This window comes from Mesorhizobium sp., assembly GCF_004963255.1.
In the GTDB taxonomy this organism is placed as follows: domain Bacteria; phylum Pseudomonadota; class Alphaproteobacteria; order Rhizobiales; family Rhizobiaceae; genus Mesorhizobium.
The window spans coordinates 22,877-39,783 of record NZ_SUGA01000001.1; the positions used below are offsets into that span (position 1 = coordinate 22,877).

17 protein-coding genes are annotated in these 16,907 nt (G+C 64.8%); 5 read left to right on the plus strand and 12 right to left on the minus strand.

Annotated elements, in window-relative coordinates:
* From E5X34_RS00100 to E5X34_RS00145, 10 genes are all read right to left on the minus strand, one after another.
* Nucleotides 1–315, minus strand: a complete 315-nt coding sequence (locus E5X34_RS00100; RefSeq protein WP_127857839.1) for a hypothetical protein — start codon at nt 313–315, stop codon at nt 1–3.
* Nucleotides 316–358: 43 nt separating this feature from the next.
* The gene (locus E5X34_RS00105; protein WP_292559443.1) at nt 359–721 is read right to left on the minus strand and encodes a nuclear transport factor 2 family protein; all 363 of its coding nucleotides are present in this window, start codon (nt 719–721) and stop codon (nt 359–361) included.
* Nucleotides 722–800: 79 nt separating this feature from the next.
* A complete protein-coding gene (locus E5X34_RS00110) occupies nt 801–1,274 on the minus strand; it encodes a carboxymuconolactone decarboxylase family protein (protein ID WP_292559446.1) in 474 nt (157 codons plus the stop codon).
* A 98-nt stretch (nt 1,275–1,372) separates the two neighbouring features.
* On the minus strand, nt 1,373–2,926 hold the full coding sequence (locus E5X34_RS00115; protein WP_292559448.1) for an alpha/beta fold hydrolase: 1,554 nt from the start codon (nt 2,924–2,926) through the stop codon (nt 1,373–1,375).
* Nucleotides 2,927–3,040: 114 nt separating this feature from the next.
* A complete protein-coding gene (locus tag E5X34_RS00120) occupies nt 3,041–3,352 on the minus strand; it encodes a formate dehydrogenase subunit delta (RefSeq protein ID WP_292559451.1) in 312 nt (103 codons plus the stop codon).
* Complete coding sequence (gene fdhD, locus E5X34_RS00125; RefSeq protein WP_292559454.1) at nt 3,342–4,172, minus strand: formate dehydrogenase accessory sulfurtransferase FdhD; 831 nt, start codon at nt 4,170–4,172, stop codon at nt 3,342–3,344. Before fdhD ends, E5X34_RS00120 begins: the two co-directional genes overlap by 11 nt.
* A gap of 3 nt (nt 4,173–4,175) precedes the next feature.
* Nucleotides 4,176–7,088, minus strand: a complete 2,913-nt coding sequence (gene fdhF, locus E5X34_RS00130; RefSeq protein ID WP_292559459.1) for a formate dehydrogenase subunit alpha — start codon at nt 7,086–7,088, stop codon at nt 4,176–4,178.
* Between the two features lie 10 nt (nt 7,089–7,098).
* Nucleotides 7,099–8,655, minus strand: coding sequence for an NADH-quinone oxidoreductase subunit NuoF (locus E5X34_RS00135; RefSeq protein ID WP_292559462.1), 1,557 nt, complete (start codon nt 8,653–8,655; stop codon nt 7,099–7,101).
* The gene (locus E5X34_RS00140; RefSeq protein ID WP_292559465.1) at nt 8,652–9,131 is read right to left on the minus strand and encodes a formate dehydrogenase subunit gamma; all 480 of its coding nucleotides are present in this window, start codon (nt 9,129–9,131) and stop codon (nt 8,652–8,654) included. The genes E5X34_RS00135 and E5X34_RS00140 overlap by 4 nt, the downstream gene beginning before the upstream one ends.
* A 193-nt stretch (nt 9,132–9,324) precedes the next feature.
* The gene (locus E5X34_RS00145; RefSeq protein WP_126062944.1) at nt 9,325–10,224 is read right to left on the minus strand and encodes a LysR family transcriptional regulator; all 900 of its coding nucleotides are present in this window, start codon (nt 10,222–10,224) and stop codon (nt 9,325–9,327) included.
* Between the two features lie 160 nt (nt 10,225–10,384).
* Here E5X34_RS00145 and E5X34_RS00150 point away from each other — a divergent pair, with 160 nt between their 5' ends.
* Both E5X34_RS00150 and E5X34_RS00155 read left to right on the plus strand, forming a co-directional pair.
* Entirely contained in the window at nt 10,385–11,026 is a 642-nt protein-coding gene (locus E5X34_RS00150) for a DUF47 domain-containing protein (RefSeq protein ID WP_292559468.1), read from the plus strand.
* Nucleotides 11,027–11,029: 3 nt separating this feature from the next.
* Nucleotides 11,030–12,034: an inorganic phosphate transporter gene (locus E5X34_RS00155; RefSeq protein ID WP_292559471.1), complete on the plus strand. Its 1,005-nt coding sequence runs from the start codon at nt 11,030–11,032 to the stop codon at nt 12,032–12,034.
* A 22-nt stretch (nt 12,035–12,056) separates the two neighbouring features.
* Here E5X34_RS00155 and E5X34_RS00160 read toward each other — a convergent pair whose 3' ends face one another.
* Nucleotides 12,057–12,437 carry a VOC family protein gene (locus tag E5X34_RS00160; protein ID WP_292559474.1) on the minus strand — a complete coding sequence of 127 codons (381 nt, stop codon included), beginning with the start codon at nt 12,435–12,437 and terminating at the stop codon, nt 12,057–12,059.
* Nucleotides 12,438–12,680: 243 nt separating this feature from the next.
* On the opposite strand from E5X34_RS00160, the gene E5X34_RS00165 reads away from it, so the two are divergent.
* Nucleotides 12,681–13,853, plus strand: coding sequence for an Mrp/NBP35 family ATP-binding protein (locus tag E5X34_RS00165; protein ID WP_292559477.1), 1,173 nt, complete (start codon nt 12,681–12,683; stop codon nt 13,851–13,853).
* A gap of 16 nt (nt 13,854–13,869) precedes the next feature.
* Here E5X34_RS00165 and E5X34_RS00170 read toward each other — a convergent pair whose 3' ends face one another.
* Nucleotides 13,870–14,319, minus strand: coding sequence for a carbon monoxide dehydrogenase subunit G (locus tag E5X34_RS00170; protein WP_042647051.1), 450 nt, complete (start codon nt 14,317–14,319; stop codon nt 13,870–13,872).
* Nucleotides 14,320–14,469: 150 nt separating this feature from the next.
* Between E5X34_RS00170 and E5X34_RS00175 the strand changes: the two genes are divergently transcribed.
* Together E5X34_RS00175 and E5X34_RS00180 are read left to right on the plus strand one after the other, a co-directional pair.
* On the plus strand, nt 14,470–16,275 hold the full coding sequence (locus E5X34_RS00175; protein ID WP_292559479.1) for an IlvD/Edd family dehydratase: 1,806 nt from the start codon (nt 14,470–14,472) through the stop codon (nt 16,273–16,275).
* A 128-nt stretch (nt 16,276–16,403) separates the two neighbouring features.
* Nucleotides 16,404–16,802, plus strand: a complete 399-nt coding sequence (locus E5X34_RS00180; protein WP_292559482.1) for a hypothetical protein — start codon at nt 16,404–16,406, stop codon at nt 16,800–16,802.
* Nucleotides 16,803–16,907 lie beyond the last annotated feature (105 nt).

The window sequence follows — 16,907 nt, forward strand, 5'->3', positions numbered from 1 at the left end:
CTACTCAACGATGCGGTAGATATTCCACAGGCTGGTGCCCGACACGACATAGGGCTCCAGCTCCTTGCCCCATTTGGCGTGCGCGTCGATCTTGGCGATCTTGGCGAAGAACGCCTCCAACTGGGCCAGGCTTTCGACCTGATGATGGGCCTCGATCGTCGCTTCGCGCGCGCCGACAGAACCGGTCATGAGCTGGAACTTCAGGTCGGCGAGCCCGACCTGCGAGCCGATCTCGCGCTCCCATTTCCGCATCAGCTCGAGCGCGGTCTGCTTGTGACCGAACCTGGCGTCGATCTGCCATCTGGCGCTGAACATCTTGGTTCTCCTCTCTGTTTCGCAGATAAAGTCCGCTCTTGACCTACTCGTCCCAGGCCTGCACGACCGTCTGCCGTGAGATGCGGCCGTTCTTCAGCTCCAGCATCGCCGCGCAGAACACCTTCGTGCCGTCCGGATAGGCGCAGGCCTGGGTGAAGGCGAGGCTGTCGCCCTCGGCGATGGTGGTATCGACCTTGTGGATCATCGCCCGGCTGCAGATGTCGTCCCAGAAAGTGCTGATGGCCGCACGCCCGCGGATCTCGCGCGGCTTGCTCGGCGGATTGTTGCGGTCGATCACCCGCACGACCGCATCATCGTTGTAGAAGCTCGATAGCATCTTGCCGTCGCGGCCTTCGATCGCTCTCTTGATCGCGGCGCCGTCCACTGTTTGTGTCTTAATCAGCATTTCATCCTCCATGTGCCCGTTCTTCAGGCGATATATGGGCGAAGCCCTGCCCAGCGAACATCGCCGGGCAGGGAGCTCCTCACTGCGACTTGGCCTTGACTGCCGCGAACAGGTCGTCGGTCTGCTTCTTGAATGTGGCGAGGTCTACCTGGCTGCCGTTGAGCATCGTCGACCAGTGGCGCACGATCGCCGCCATCGCGATGGCCTCCTTGATCTCCTCGTCGCTCGCGCCATTCGCCTTGGCCGCCAGCGTGTGGAAATAGATGCAGTACTGGCAGGGGATCTGCGAGGCGACCGCGAGGCCCATCAGTTCCTTGGTCTTGCCGTTGAGGGCGGTATTCGGATTGAGCTGCACGCCCTTGATCTCGGCCCAGGCGCCGGCCACCGCGACATCCGGCAGCGTCTTGAACATATCCGGCACCGTGCCGAGCGTGGCCTGGATGTCCTTGTAGGCGGCGGTCGCCGAAGCGTCTTCGGCCCGCCCCGGGGTGACGGCCAGCAATGCGCCCGCGGCAAATGCCAGCAATCCGATCTTGCGATTGAGTTTCAGCATTTCATCCTCCATTCGCAGTGCCTTCCTGGCTGCCTGCATGGGGAGAATTGATACCTCTTACGCCGTCCCGACCGCTTCGCCCGAAAGCGCCATGGCTCTCATGGCCCGTCCGGGCCAGCGTGCCTGGCCGAGAAGGCCGCCGCAGCCGCCCGCGACGGCAGGTCGAGCTTGAGCAATATGTTGGCGACGTGCCGCTTGACCGTGTGCTCGCTGAGGTCGAGTTCGGCGGCGATCGCGGCATTGCTCTTGCCGTCGGCAATCAGGCTCACCACCTCGCTCTCGCGAGCCGTCAGCGTTGCCGGTTCGGCCGGCTTGGGCTTGGGGCGGCAGGCCGGCTCCAGGTGCTGTTCGGCGGTCACCTGCACCAGCGCCAGCGGCTCGTCCAATTCGTCGAGGCTGATACGCCCGGCATCGATGAAATGCAGCCCGGAGCCCGCCGCCAGCTCGGCCACCAGCCTTGAGCAGAGGATGTTGCCCCGCTCGGCATGGGCGGCAAGCTGCATGGCCACACGCGCTGTCAGCCCCGCCGGTGGCCCGCGCATCTCGACCTCGCCGACATGCACCCCTTGCGCGCTCGCCACGCCGATCTCCTGCGCCGCCTCGCGCAGCAGCGCCGCGCAGCGTACGGCACGCGCCGGGCCGTCGAAACGCGCGATCATCAGCTCGCCATGCGTTCCGGCGATGCGGCCGCCATGACGTCCCACCAGCGTGCGCCAGTTCTCCTGGAAGCGCAGGCTGCGTTCGCTCCACAAGCGGTCGCCAAGCCGCGCAGTGTCGTAGATGCGCGTCACCAGCAGCGCTGCGAGCACCCGTTCCACATCGGCTACCGCCGGTTCTCCGGTCAGGAATTCCTCGATCAGGTCGGCCACGCGATCGACGTCGCCAGTCCAGATCGGGTGGTCGCGCCCCGAAATCTCGACCAGGCGGGCGCCGGGGATCTTCCTGGCCAGGAAGCGGCTGGCGTCGGGGTCGACACGGGCGTCGTTGCGGCGATGGATCAGGTATGTCGGCACGTTGATCGTCCCGAGCATGTCGCGCACGTCTATGCCGGCATTCATGCGGGCAAGCGCGGCCGCGGCCGTCGGGCTGGCCGACAGCCGCTCGAACCGGGCCCACCAGTGGGTGAAGTGGGTATCGTCGACCCGGCCCGGCGCGAAATTGGGCAATGTGGCGCCGGTGCCCCAGGACGTCCCCGCCGCCTCGATGAAGGCCTCCAGCCGTTCCGGCGGCATCACCCATTTGTGGAAATGCGCATAGCCGCCGTAAAGCACCAGCGCGCGCGTCCGCTCCGGATAGGTGGCGGCGAACAGCATTGCCATAGGCGCGCCTTCCGACGCACCCAGGATCGCCGCGCGGCCGCTGCCGGTGGCGTCCATGACGGCGCGCACGTCGTCCATGCGGGTTTCGAGAGTTGGCAGGCGATGGGGATCGACGCGGTCGGACAGCCCGGTGCCGCGTTTGTCGAACAGGATCAACCGCGAGAAGGCGGAAAGCCGCTTCAAGAGACGGCTGTAACCTTCGTCTTCCCATTGCAGGTCGAGATTGGAGATGAAGCCCGGCACGAAGACCAGATCGAACGAACCTTGGCCGACCACCTGATAGGCGATCCGCACATCCCCGCTACGGGCGTATCTGGTCTCGATCGGCCTCACGCAAACTACCCCGCCGGCCAGACGATTTCCTGTCGCCGACCATAGCAGAGCCGCGCCGATAGCGGCAGCTTAAACTTTAGCGGAAAGAAATATAAGGTCGTTCGGTCGTCGCGGCTATTTTTGCGAAGCCGCGATATCGGCCGGAAAGGCTGTGAGTCCAAGCTTCCTGTCGGCCTCCGCAGGGGAGATCGGCCGCTTGATCTTGGCCGAGGCGGCGATCACCAGTTCGTCGAAATCCTCCGCGTCGCCGTCGAGCAGTTCGAAGAACTGCCGCCGCATCCTGGGCTCCCAGAATTTGTTGATATGCTCGGCCAGCCCGGCAATGCCTTCTTCGCGCGGCTTCGAATGGAAGAAGGTGGCGATCTGGTTGGCCATGCGCACCAGCTTTTCCCTGGTGCTGGCGATGTGGTCTTCGTCATGCGACATGCTTGGCAACTCCGGAAGCCACCCGTTCGGGGTGGGTGAAAATATCGAAATCGTCGCCGCGCACCAGCGCCACCAGCGTCATGCCGGCGGCATCCGCCGTGCGGATGGCAAGCGCCGTCGGCGCCGAAACCGCCATGATGATCGAAGCGCCGATGGCGGCCGTCTTCTGCACCATCTCAACCGAGACGCGCGAGGTCACCACGACAGCGCCGCTCGCGCCATCGATGCCGACTTTGGCCAGCGCGCCGGCGAGCTTGTCCAGCGCGTTGTGGCGGCCGACATCCTCGCGCGCCATCACGATGCCCTTGCTGGGGACGTAGAAGCCCGCGGCATGCACCGCGCCGGTCTCCGAATGCAACGGCTGCTGCTTCGACAGCAGGCGGACGGCGCTCGTTATATCTTCCGCTTGAAGCGTAAGTCGTGACGCACCAACTGCGTCGACCGAGCGCATCGCTTCCTCGATGGATTCGATACCGCACAAGCCGCAGCCGACCGGCCCAGCCAGCCGCCGACGCCTTGCCTGGAAGCGTGTGTTGGCCTGGTCCTTCAGCCGGATCTGGATGTCGATGCCGGCGCCGAGATCCTCGACCTCGATCGCCTCGATCTCTTTGGGGTCGGCGATGATGCCCTCGGTCAGCGAGAAGCCGAGCGCGAAATCCTCGAAATCCGCGGGGCTCGCCATCATCACCGCATGCGTGGTGCCGGCAAAGGAGAACGCCACCGGCGTCTCTTCCGGCACCATGCGGTTCGCGGCCGCGGTCCCGCCGGCGCGATGCGCGAGCCGCGTAATTTGCGTCGTCGCTTTGCGGCGCGCGCCCAAGGACTACTCCGCCGCTTCCAGCGGGGCGATGCGGCGGCTCTGGCGCGCTTGTTCGTTATAGTCCTTCTGCCAGTCGGTCGGACCGTTCGACGGCGCCACCTGCACGGCGGTGACCTTGTATTCCGGACAGTTGGTCGCCCAGTCCGAGAAGTCGGTGGTGATCACATTGGCCTGCGTGTCCGGGTGGTGGAAGGTCGTGTAGACGACGCCCGGCGAGACGCGGTCGGTGATCAGCGCGCGCAGCGTGGTTTCGCCGGAGCGGCTGGCCAGCCGCACCCAGTCGCCTTCGCGCACGCCGCGGACTTCGGCGTCATGCGGATGGATCTCCAGCCGGTCCTCGGCATGCCACGCGACGTTCTCGGTGCGCCTGGTCTGCGCGCCGACATTGTACTGCGACAGGATGCGGCCGGTGGTAAGCAGCAGCGGATAGCGCGGGCCGGTGCGCTCGTCCGTCGCCACATATTCGGTGCGGATGAACTTGCCCTTGCCGCGCACGAAGCCGTCGACATGCATGATCGGCGTGCCGAGCGGCGCCTTCTCGTTGCAGGGCCACTGCACCGAGCCGACGCGGTCGAGCAGCTCGAACGAGACGCCGGCGAAGCTCGGCGTCGTCTTGGCGATCTCGTCCATGATCTCAGACGGATGGGTATAGTTCCAGTCGAGCCCGATGGCGCGGGCAAGCTCCTGCGTCGCTTCCCAGTCGGCATAGCGCGCCTTCGGCTCGATCACCTTGCGCACCATGTTGATGCGGCGCTCTGCATTGGTGAAGGTGCCGTCCTTCTCGAGGAAGGTCGAGCCCGGCAGGAAGACATGCGCGTAGTTCGCCGTCTCGTTGAGGAAGAGGTCGTGCACGACCACGCATTCCATCGCGGCGAGGCCGCCGGCCACGTGTTTGGTGTCGGGATCGGACTGCAGGATGTCCTCGCCCTGGATGTAGATGCCCTTGAACGAGCCGTCGACGGCGGCATCCAGCATGTTGGGGATGCGCAGGCCCGGCTCGTCGTCGAGCTTCACGCCCCACAGACTCTCATAGATGTCGCGCACCGCTTCGCCCGAGATGTGGCGGTAGCCCGGCAGTTCATGCGGGAAGGAGCCCATGTCGCAGGAGCCCTGCACATTGTTCTGGCCGCGTAGCGGATTCACGCCGACGCCCGGACGGCCGATATTGCCGGTAGCCATGGCGAGGTTGGCGATCGCCATCACCGTGGTCGAGCCCTGGCTGTGCTCGGTGACGCCGAGGCCGTAATAGATCGCGCCGTTGCCGCCCTTGGCGTACATGCGCGCCGCGCCGCGGATCAGTTCGGGGTCGACGCCCGACAGCTTGCCGACCGTCTCCGGGCTGTTTTCCGGGAGCGCAACGAAGGACGCCCAGTCCTGGAACTCCGCCCAGTCGCAGCGCTCGCGCACGAAGGCTTCGTTGTAGAGGCCCTCGGTGACGATGACATGCGCCAGCGCCGTCAGCACCGCCACATTGGTGCCGGGCTTCAGCGGGAGGTGATAGTCGGCCTCGATATGCGCCGACTTGACCATCTCGGTGCGGCGCGGATCGAGCACGATCAGCTTGGCGCCCTGGCGCAGCCGCTTCTTTAGCCGCGAGGCGAAGACCGGATGGGCGGACGCCGGATTGGCGCCGATGATGACGGCGACGTCGGTGTATTCGACCGAATCGAAATCCTGCGTGCCTGCCGAGGTGCCGTAGGTCTGGCCGAGGCCATAGCCGGTCGGCGAATGGCAGACACGGGCGCAGGTGTCGACATTGTTGTTGCGGAAGCCCTGGCGCACCAGCTTCTGGACGAGATAGGTCTCCTCGTTGGTGCAGCGCGAGGAGGTGATGCCGCCGATCGCGGTGCGTCCGTACTGATACTGGATGCGGCGGAATTCCTTCGCCGTATGGGCGATCGCCTCTTCCCATGTCACTTCGCGCCATGGATCGGAGATCTTCTCGCGGATCATCGGCGACAGGATGCGGTCCTTGTGCGTGGCATAGCCATAGGCGAAGCGGCCCTTGACGCAGCTATGGCCGTGGTTCGCCTTGCCGTCCTTGTAGGGCATCATGCGGATGACCTCGTCATCCTTGACCTCGGCCTTGAAGGAGCAGCCGACGCCGCAATAGGCGCAGGTGGTGACAGCCGAGCGCTCCGGCATGCCTTTTTCCAGCACCGTCTTCTCGCGCAGCGCATCGGTCGGGCAGGCCTGCACGCAAGCGCCGCAGGACACGCATTCCGAAGCGATGAAATTCTCATGCATGCCGGCGACCATGCGTGACTCGAAGCCGCGGCCCTCGATGGTCAGCGCGAAGGTGCCCTGCACCTCTTCGCAGGCGCGCACGCAGCGCGAGCAGACGATGCACTGCGCCGGGTCGTAGGTGAAATAGGGGTTGGATTCGTCGCGAGCGATATAGTCCACCGCCAACGAGCCATGGCCGGGCGCCACGCCGCCTTCTTCCTTGACGTGGTTGCGGCCTTCTGTGCCGTAACGGTTCTCGGTGAGGCCAACGGACTTCGCCACCGCGTCGAATTCGCTGGCGCCGGTACCGGCCTTCTCGTGCCAGCCGGTCGGATGGTCGGAGACATAGAGTTCCATGACGCCGCGGCGGATGGCGTCGAGCCGGTCCGACTGCGTGCGCACCACCATGCCTTCGCCGACCGGCGTCGTGCAGGAGGCGGGCGTGCCGCCGCGCCCTTCGATCTCGACTAGGCAGATGCGGCAGGAGCCGAAGGAATCCAGCATGTCGGTGGCGCAGAGCTTCGGGATCTCGACCCCGCCTTCCATAGCCGCGCGCATGATCGAGGTGCCTTCCGGCACGGTGATGCTCTGCCCATCGACGGTCAGGGTGACCTGCTTGGTGGCTTTCGACTCCGGCGTTCCGTAGTCGATCTCCTGGATGAGTGTCGGGAAGTCGGCCTTGATGTTCATCTGCCAGCTCCTATTCAGCCGCCACGCGCGCCGGCGCGGGCTTGAAATCCTCGGGGAAATGCGTGATCGAGCTCATCACCGGGTAGGGCGTGAAGCCGCCCAGCGCGCAGAGCGATCCGAACTTCATCGTGTTGCAGAGGTCGGTAACCAGAGCGAGGTTCTTCTCCGCCTCGATTCCGGCCGCGACCTTGTCCAGAACCTCCACGCCGCGCGTCGAGCCGATGCGGCAGGGCGTACACTTGCCGCAGCTTTCGATGGCGCAGAATTCCATGGCGAAGCGCGCCTGCTTCAGCATGTCGGCCGTGTCATCGAACACGGTGATGCCGGCATGGCCGATCAGGCCGTCGCGCTTGGCGAATTCCTCATAGTCGAAGGGCGTGTCGAACAGAGCGCGCGGGAAATAGGCGCCGAGCGGTCCGCCGACCTGCACCGCCTTCACCGGGCGACCGGAAGCCGTGCCGCCGCCGATCTCGTCGACGATTTCGCCGAGCGTCAGGCCGAAGGCCGTCTCGAACAGGCCACCATGCTTAACGTTGCCGGCGATCTGGATCGGGATCGTGCCGCGCGAGCGGCCCATGCCGAAATCCTTGTAGTAGGCCGCGCCCTTATCCATGATTACAGGCACCGAGGCCAGGCTGATCACGTTGTTGATCACCGTCGGCTTGCCGAACAAGCCTTGAATGGCCGGCAGCGGCGGCTTGGCGCGCACCACGCCGCGCTTGCCTTCGAGGCTGTTGAGCAGCGAGGTTTCCTCGCCGCAGACATAGGCGCCGGCGCCGACGCGGATCTCCATGTCGAAGGCGTTGGGCGAGCCCAGCACGTTGAGGCCCAGCACGCCGGCCTTGCGGGCGATCGCGACGGCCTTGTTCATCGTCGCCACCGCATGCGGATATTCCGAGCGGATATAGACGAAACCCTTGGTCGCGCCGGTGGCGATGCCGGCGATCGCCATGCCTTCGATCAGCACGAAGGGATCGCCTTCCATGATCATGCGGTCGGCGAAGGTGGCGCTGTCGCCTTCGTCGGCATTGCAGACGATGTATTTCTGGTCGCCCGCCGTATCCAGCACCGTCTTCCACTTGATGCCGGTCGGGAAGCCGGCGCCGCCGCGGCCGCGAAGGCCGGACTCGGTAACTTGGCTGACGACATCGGCCGGCGCCATGGCGACGGCGTTCTGCAGGCCGCTCAGGCCGCCCAGCGACTTATAGGCGTCGAGCGACAGCGGGTCGTTGATGCCGCAGCGCGCGAAGGTCAGCCGCGTCTGCTTGGCGAAGAAGGGAATCTTGTCGGGCGCGCCCAGCCAGCGCTTGTGGTGACCGCCGGTGAGAAAACCGCTGTCGAACAGGCTCTTGACGTCGGATGGCTTGACCGGCCCGTAGGCGACGCGGCCCTTGTCGGTCGCCACTTCGACCATTGGTTCGAGGAAATAGGCGCCGCGCGAGCCGTTGCGCACGATCTTGGCCTCGACGCCGCGCTCCTTGAGCTCTTTCTCTATCGCCCTGGCGACCTTTTCGCCGCCGAGGGCCAGCGCACCGGAATCTGCAGGGATATAGATGCGCGGGATCATGAACGCACCTCCGCGACGATCTCTCCGATCTTCTCGTCATCGAGCCGGCCGATGACTTCGCCGTCGAGCATCGCCGACGGCGAGCAGGCGCAAAGCCCGAGGCAGTAGACCGGCTCCAGTGTAACCGATCCGTCGCGCGTGGTCTCGTGGAAATCGATGCCGAGCAGCTGCTTGACCTTGGCCGCGACCGCATCCGACCCCATCGACTGGCAGGCTTCCGCCTGGCAGAGCTTGAGCACATGCCGTCCGGCGGGCTTGGCGCGGAAATCGTGATAGAAGCTGACCACGCCATGCACTTCGGCGCGGGAAAGGTTCAGCCCATCGGCGATCACCGGCAGCGCGTCCTTCGGAACGTATCCGAACTCGTCCTGTATGCTGTGCAGGATCGGCAGCAGCGGGCCTTCGAGGCCCTTCATCTCGTCAATGATCGCCGCCGTGCGCGACGCGATCTCGGTACTTGCGGCCTGCATGGTCACGCAGCGCCCTCCCTGGTCGTGGCGGCCAATGTATGTCACCCCTGGATATAGAGCGGTTTCGGGGCAACGACATGCATAGGGCGCAATATCGCTAAGTCCTTACGAAATCAGAGGAAACCTCCGAAATCAATAAAGCGCTCCCGTCGATCGATAGAAATTTTCTATCAAAAAGCGGCGGCTCGCATTCTCTAACCTAGCGATGACGACGGAAATCGTCTGCCAGCGCCATCGCCTCGTCCAGCAGCGCCTGCACCAGCGGCGTGTGCGGCTCGCGCGGCGCGGCCACCAGACCGACCGTGTGACTGGCGTCCGGCTCGACGATCGGAATGGCCCGGATCGGCTCGGAAAAGCCGAATGTTTCCGCGAGGTTGAGCGGCATGATCGACGACCATTTGCCTGTACGGATATGCGAGAACAGCACGATCATCGAGTTGGATTCCAGCGTCGGCCGCACCTGCACGCCGGCCTCCGCCAGATGCTGGTCGATGATGCGCCGGTTCTGCATGTCCGGCGTCAGCAGGCAGAGCGGCAGCTGGCTGATCTCGGCCCACGTCACTTTGTCGCGATCGGAATAGGGGTTCCCGATCGCGGTGATGAGTTGGTAGCGCTCGTCATAGAGCGGCACGCTGATGACGCGCCCGAGCGGCTCGTTGTCGAGATAGGTGATGCCGGCATCGACGTCGAAATTGCCGAGCAGCGACAGCACCTCGATCGAGGTCCGCGACAGGATGGAGAAGGTTACGCCCGGATGCTTTTCGCGAAACGGCGTCGTCAGCCGCGCCACCATGGCCAGCGCCGTGGGAACGGCGGCGATGCGGATACGGCCGGCAAGGCCGTGGCGCGCCGCCCGCATTTCTTCGCGCATCGTCCTTGTGTCGCCGACGATGCGTCGCGCCCAGCCCAACACCTGCCTGCCTTCCGGCGTCAGCCCTTGGAAGCGGGAGCCGCGCAGCACCAGCATGACGCCGAGCTGCTCCTCGAGCTGCTTGATGCCGGCCGACAAAGTCGGCTGGGTGACGCCGCACACCTCCGCCGCCCGGCCGAAATGCTCTTCCTTGGCCAGCGCCAGGAAGAACTCCAGTTTGTCGATCATGCGATCCAATCCAACGCGGTTTAGCCCAAGGTCGGGGAAATCGCATAGCTTCGCAAGACGCGCGCGCAATCGGACCTCGTCCACATTTTTGAGCCGGCTATCTGTTTTCCCACGCCGCACATGGCGCTATGTGGGGGTAGGGCGGATTGAGGAGGACGACATGCTGGGCTGGTTTCGCAAGCTGTTGCCGCGCGAGGATCGCTTCTTCGATCTGTTCGAGCGGCATTCGCGCACCGTGGTCGGCGGTGCCGAAGCCCTTCAGCAGCTTCTCGGCGGCAACGACATCGACCGCTGGTGCCAGAAGATCGTCGATCTCGAAAACGAGGCCGACGGCATCACCGCCGAGGTCCTGCTTGCGGTCAGGCGCTCCTTCATCACCCCCTTCGATCGCGGCGACATCAAGGATTTGATCCAGTCGATGGATGACGCCATCGACATGATGCACAAGACTGTCAAGACGGTGAAACTGTTCGAGGTGAAGGAGTTCGATCCGCTGATGCGGGAAATGGGCGGCGTCATCGTCCAGGCTGCCCGGCTCGTCGCGGAGGCGATCCCGCTGCTCGGCAAGGTCGGCGCCAACGCAGCGCGCCTCAACGCCATCGCCGAGGAGGTCATGCGCGTCGAAGGCCGCGCCGACGACCTGCACGAGCAGGGCCTCAAGGATCTGTTCAGGCATCATGGCGGCAGCGACCCGATGGCTTACCTGATCGGTTCGGAAATCTATAGCCAGCTGGAAAAGGTGGTCGACCGCTTCGAGGACGTCGCCAACGAGATCAGCGGCATCGTGATCGAGAACGTTTAGGCGATGGACGCCACGATCGCTTTCCCGCTGCTGATCGGCCTCGTCGCCGTGGCCCTGTTCTTCGATTTCCTCAACGGCCTGCACGATGCCGCGAATTCGATCGCCACCATCGTCTCCACGCGTGTGCTCAGGCCGCATTACGCGGTGTTCTGGGCGGCTTTCTTCAATTTCATCGCTTTCCTGTTCTTCGGCCTGCATGTCGCCGAGACGGTGGGGAAAGGCATTGTCGACGCCAGCATCGTCACGCCGGCGGTGATCTTCTCGGCACTTGTCGGCGCCATCGTCTGGAACATCGTCACCTGGGTCGCCGGCATTCCGTCGAGCAGCTCGCATGCGCTGATCGGCGGGCTGGTCGGCGCCGGCGTCGCCAAGGCCGGAACCGGCGCCATCGTCTGGTCGGGGCTCGGCAAGACGGTCGCGGCGATCGTGCTCTCGCCGGCGACCGGATTCGTGCTGGCGCTCGTCCTGGTTCTCGTCGTCTCCTGGCTGTTCGTGCGCCAGACGCCGTTCGCCGTCGACAACACGTTTCGCGTGCTACAGTTCTTTTCCGCCTCGCTTTATTCGCTGGGACATGGCGGCAACGACGCGCAGAAGACCATGGGCATTATCGCCGTGCTGCTCTATTCGCAAGGCATGCTCGGCCAGAGCTTCTACGTGCCGCTGTGGGTGGTCCTCACCTGCCAGTCGGCGCTGGCGCTGGGCACGCTGCTCGGCGGCTGGCGCATCGTGCACACGATGGGATCGAAGATCACGCGGCTGAACCCAATGCAGGGTTTTTGCGCCGAGACCGGCGGCGCCATAACGCTGTTCGCCGCCACCTGGCTCGGTGTTCCGGTCTCGACCACTCACACCATCACCGGCGCCATTATCGGCGTGGGCGCCGCCCGCCGCGTCTCCGCCGTGCGCTGGGGCATTGCCGGCAACATTGTCGTCGCCTGGGTGATCACCTTGCCGGCAACGGCCGCGATCTCGGCGTTGACCTATCTCGCGACGCGACTGGCCGCATGATGCGGCCGAGATCGCCGCCGTGTCACGATTCGCTCACCAGGTTCAGGATGTTGCCGTCGGGATCCTTGAACCAGGCGACCTTCATGCCTTGGCCGACATGGATGTCGCCCTCCAGCGTCAGCCCGGGCATTTCATAGTGCTCGAAAGTGACGCCCTTCGATTTCAGCGATTCGACGATCGGCTCGATCTGGTCGCCGACTGCCCAGGTTACGGCCGTCGCCTTATTGGTGCCGGCGAATTGCGAATGGTAGACGTTGATGAGCGTGTCCCCGCTCTTGTAGACGACGAGCTCGCCGCCCATGTCGTCGACCTGTTTGAGGCCGAGCGTACCCTCGTAGAAAGCCTTGGCCTTTTCCAGGTCTTTCACCGCGAGATTGGCAGTGGCGTTGCTGTTTGCGAGCATGGATTTCTCCTTTCTTTGTGGGTGTTCCGTTTTGGCCGCCGCGCCAGAAACCGGGAAGATAGGGTTGCGCCGTCTTCCGGCGACTGCAGTCGGATGCATCTGTCTGGAAGACGAAGGGCGCTCGCGAAACCCGACAGGCGCGTGCAAGTTTTTGAAGGCATGTCGCCGCATATGTCGCTCCGAAGCTTGGTTCTCGCCCGCGACTGCATTATCTGACCCGGCAAACACCCCGGGAAAGAGATCATGACCGTTACCAAGGAATCCGTCGTCGAGCGCCTGAAGACGGTGAACGGACCGGACTTCACCGGCAACATCGTCGACCTCGGCATGGTCTCGGAGATCTTCATCGCCGATTCCAAAGTGTTCTTCTCGATCACCGTTCCCGCCGCGCGCGCCCAGGAGCTGGAGCCGCTGCGCGCCGCGGCCGAGCGCGCGGTGAAGGCCATCCCTGGCGTCGCCAGCGCCGTCGTCGCGCTGACGGCCGAGAAGAAGGGCGGCGGCATGGAAGCGCCCGTTCCGGCGCGCCCGGCAGCGCCGAGGCCCGCAACCCCGCAGCCCTCACAGCGTCCCGCGCCACAGGCGTCAGCTTCGCACAGCCAGGGCAGGCGCGGGGTGCCCGGCATCGACGCCATCATCGCGGTCGCTTCCGGCAAGGGCGGCGTCGGCAAGTCGACCACCGCGGTCAACCTGGCACTTGGCCTTGCGGCCTACGGGCTGAAGGTCGGCGTGCTCGACGCCGACATTTACGGGCCGTCGATGCCCAGGCTGCTCAACATCCACGGCCGGCCGCAGACCGTCGACGGCAAGATCCTGAAGCCGATGCAGAATTACGGCCTCAAGGTGATGTCGATGGGCTTCCTCGTCGATGAGGAGACGCCGATGATCTGGCGCGGCCCGATGGTGATGTCGGCGCTGACGCAAATGCTGCGCGAGGTCGAATGGGGTCCGCTCGACGTGCTGGTGGTCGATATGCCGCCCGGCACCGGCGACGCCCAGCTCACCATGGCCCAGCAGGTGCCGCTCGCGGGCGCCGTCATCGTCTCGACGCCGCAGGACCTGGCGCTGATCGACGCCCGCAAGGGCCTCAACATGTTCAAGAAGGTCGACGTGCCGCTGCTCGGCATCGTCGAGAACATGAGCTACTTCCTCGCGCCCGATACCGGCAAGCGCTACGACATTTTCGGCCATGGCGGCGCGCGGCGCGAAGCCGAGCGCCTCGGCGTCACCTTCCTTGGCGAGGTGCCGCTGGAAATGGGAATTCGTGAAAGCTCGGACGCCGGGGCCCCGGTCGTCGCCTCCAAGCCCGAGGGCGCCGAGGCGAAAATCTATCGCGACATCGCCTCAAAGGTCTGGGATCGGGTCCAGCAAGAGCGCGGCGCGGCCGAAGCCGCCGTGCCGAGCATCGTGTTCGAATAGTCCTGCTCGGTTGGCGCTAGGCGCCGACCTTCTCGCCGAACGTCGAGAAGAACTGCCCCGCGAGCTTCTTCGATGTCGACTGGATCAGCCGGCTGCCGAGCTGCGCGATCTTGCCGCCGACTTCGGCCTTGGCGGCGTATTTTAGGACTGTCGCGTCTGGCCCGTCCTCGGTCAGCGTCACGTCGGCGCCACCCTTGGCGAAACCGGCAATGCCGCCCTTGCCTTCGCCCTGGATGGTGTAGGAATGCGGCGGCTTGAGGTTCTTCAGCGTCACTTCGCCGTTGAAGGTCGCCTTGATCGGCCCGATCTTCAGCACCACGGTCGCCGCCATCTCGGTGTCCGAATTCTTCTCGAGGCTCTGGCAGCCCGGAATGGCTTCCTTCAGGATCTCCGGGTCGTTGAGGGCTTCCCACACTTTTTTGACGGGTGCGGCGATCCGCTCCTCGCCTTCGATCACCAAAGCCATCAAACCCTCCCGGATTGCTGTTATCGATTGGTCGTAGCGCGCGGCCTCTAACAAGTCTATCGCACCAAAGTCCGGGTCCCGGCTGCGTCTGCCTCTTGCTTGCGCTCGCGCGTTGTCCTATCGATTTGTCATACAAATACGGAGACCACCATGGCAGGCGCCCCCACCAGGAAGAAGAAATTTCGCTCGCAGGAGTGGTTCGACAACCCCGACAATCCAGGCATGACGGCGCTCTATCTCGAGCGCTATCTGAACTACGGCCTGACGCGCGCCGAGCTGATGTCGGGCAAGCCGCTGATCGGCATCGCGCAGACCGGGTCCGATCTTTCGCCCTGCAACCGCCACCACCTCGAGCTTGCCAAGCGCGTGCGCGAAGGCATCGTCTCGATGGGCGGCATCCCCTTCGAGTTCCCGTGCCATCCGATCCAGGAGACCGGCAAGCGCCCGACCGCCGCGCTCGACCGCAACCTCGCCTATCTCAGCCTCGTCGAGGTGCTCTACGGTTATCCGCTCGACGGCGTCGTGCTCACCATCGGCTGCGACAAGACCACGCCGGCGCTGCTGATGGCGGCGGCCACCGTGAACATTCCGGCGATCGCGCTGTCGGTCGGCCCGATGCTCAATGGCTGGCACAAGGGCAAGCGCACCGGCTCGGGCACCATCGTCTGGGAATCGCGCCAGCGCCTGTCTGCCGGCGAGATCAACTATGACGAGTTCATGGACATCGTCGCCTCCTCGGCGCCGTCGACCGGCTATTGCAACACCATGGGCACCGCCACCACGATGAACTCGCTGGCCGAGGCGCTCGGCATGCAGCTTCCAGGCTCGGCGGCCATCCCGGCGCCCTATCGCGAGCGCGGCCAGATCGCCTACGAGACCGGCAAGCGCATCGTCGACATGGTGCATGAGGACCTGAAGCCCTCCGACATCATGACGCGCCAGGCCTTCGAGAATGCCATCGTCGTCAATTCGGCGATCGGCGGCTCCACCAATGCGCCGATCCACCTCAACGCGATCGCGCGCCATCTGGGCGTGCCGCTCGACAATGACGACTGGCAGAAGATCGGCCTCAACGTGCCGCTGCTCGTCAACCTGCAGCCGACCGGCGAATATCTCGGCGAGGACTATCACCACGCCGGCGGCGTGCCGGCGGTCGTCGCCGAACTGATGAAGGCGGGGCTCCTGCCGCATCCGGATGCGATCACCGTCAACGGCAAGTCGATGGGCGACAATTGCCGGGATGCCGTCAACGAGAACCACGAGGTCATCCGCAGCGCCGACCAGCCGCTCAAGGCCAATGCCGGCTTCATCAATCTCAAGGGCAATCTGTTCGATTCCGCCATCATGAAGACGAGCGGCATCTCGCCGGAGTTCCGTGAGCGTTATCTCTCCAATCCGAACGACCCCGAGGCCTTCGAGGGCAACGCCATGGTTTTTGACGGGCCGGAGGACTACCACGCCCGCATCGACGATCCGGCGCAGGGCATCGACGAGCACACGATCCTGTTCATGCGCGGCGCCGGTCCGGTCGGTTATCCGGGCGGCGCCGAGGTGGTCAACATGCAGCCGCCGGCCTACCTGATCAAGAAAGGCATCCATTCGTTGGCCTGCATCGGCGACGGTCGCCAGTCCGGCACGTCCGGCTCGCCGTCGATCCTCAACGCCTCACCGGAAGCCGCGATCGGCGGCGGCCTCGCCCTGCTCAAGACCGGCGACCGCGTCCGCATCGACCTGAAGAAGGGCACGGCCAACATTCTCGTCAGCGACGAGGAGATCGCCAAGCGGCGCGCCGCGCTGGAAGGCAATGGCGGCTATCACTATCCCAAGCACCAGACGCCGTGGCAGGAGATCCAGCGCGGCATGGTCGACCAATTCTCGGCCGGCATGGTGCTGAAGCCGGCGGTGAAGTATCAGGACGTCGCCCACACCAGCGGCGTGCCGCGCGACAATCACTGATCTTGTTAGTCGACCAAATCACGAGGACGGCTCGCCGACGGCGGGCTGTCCTTTTTCGTGCCCCCTTGTCTCGGTCACGCTCAGCCCACAGATAAGGTCGATCGGCAGGCCGCGAAGGGGGGATCATCGTGGCGAAACGGCGTTCTTCCCTGGGCTTCCTCGGCATGTTCGGCCGCTCTGGCGACCTGCGACAGCTGGATGAGGCGTTGCGCAAGGCCGACCTGCATCCTGCCCTGGTGCCGGAAGGCGTGAAACTCACCATCGTCAATCTGATGCACGACCGCTGGCCGGACGAGCCGCCGGCCGACTCCTATACCTCGGTGGCGCAGCTTTGCGGCTATTGCGTCGCCGGGCTGGACGTGTTCGAGCAGGCCAATGGCCGTGAACCGACCTTGGCGGTCGAGCGCCGCATCGAGGCGGCGCTCGAGGCCGGCGACAGTTTCGACGCGCAGATCGTGCTGATGACGCTGCACGCCAAGCTGATCAATCCAGAAGTGGTTGAACGCTACGAGTTGAGGGCCGATTGACTGGCAGCTGGGAGACGTTGAGATTCAGGTCAGGCCGAGTCGGAGTCGAAGACGGGCGCGAAGCGACCAAACAAGGTGGTCTCCGAGAACCGGAGCGGAGCGTAC

Excerpts from the sequence above, each read along its gene's own strand:
- E5X34_RS00100 (WP_127857839.1), bottom strand. The coding sequence starts at position 315 with ATGTTCAGCGCCAGATGGCAGATCGACGCCAGGTTCGGTCACAAGCAG.
- E5X34_RS00105 (WP_292559443.1), bottom strand. The coding sequence starts at position 721 with ATGCTGATTAAGACACAAACAGTGGACGGCGCCGCGATCAAGAGAGCG.
- E5X34_RS00110 (WP_292559446.1), bottom strand. The coding sequence starts at position 1,274 with ATGCTGAAACTCAATCGCAAGATCGGATTGCTGGCATTTGCCGCGGGC.
- E5X34_RS00120 (WP_292559451.1), bottom strand. The coding sequence starts at position 3,352 with ATGTCGCATGACGAAGACCACATCGCCAGCACCAGGGAAAAGCTGGTG.
- fdhF (WP_292559459.1), bottom strand. The coding sequence starts at position 7,088 with ATGAACATCAAGGCCGACTTCCCGACACTCATCCAGGAGATCGACTAC.
- E5X34_RS00135 (WP_292559462.1), bottom strand. The coding sequence starts at position 8,655 with ATGATCCCGCGCATCTATATCCCTGCAGATTCCGGTGCGCTGGCCCTC.
- E5X34_RS00145 (WP_126062944.1), bottom strand. The coding sequence starts at position 10,224 with ATGATCGACAAACTGGAGTTCTTCCTGGCGCTGGCCAAGGAAGAGCAT.
- E5X34_RS00150 (WP_292559468.1), top strand. The coding sequence starts at position 10,385 with ATGCTGGGCTGGTTTCGCAAGCTGTTGCCGCGCGAGGATCGCTTCTTC.
- E5X34_RS00155 (WP_292559471.1), top strand. The coding sequence starts at position 11,030 with ATGGACGCCACGATCGCTTTCCCGCTGCTGATCGGCCTCGTCGCCGTG.
- E5X34_RS00160 (WP_292559474.1), bottom strand. The coding sequence starts at position 12,437 with ATGCTCGCAAACAGCAACGCCACTGCCAATCTCGCGGTGAAAGACCTG.
- E5X34_RS00165 (WP_292559477.1), top strand. The coding sequence starts at position 12,681 with ATGACCGTTACCAAGGAATCCGTCGTCGAGCGCCTGAAGACGGTGAAC.
- E5X34_RS00170 (WP_042647051.1), bottom strand. The coding sequence starts at position 14,319 with ATGGCTTTGGTGATCGAAGGCGAGGAGCGGATCGCCGCACCCGTCAAA.
- E5X34_RS00175 (WP_292559479.1), top strand. The coding sequence starts at position 14,470 with ATGGCAGGCGCCCCCACCAGGAAGAAGAAATTTCGCTCGCAGGAGTGG.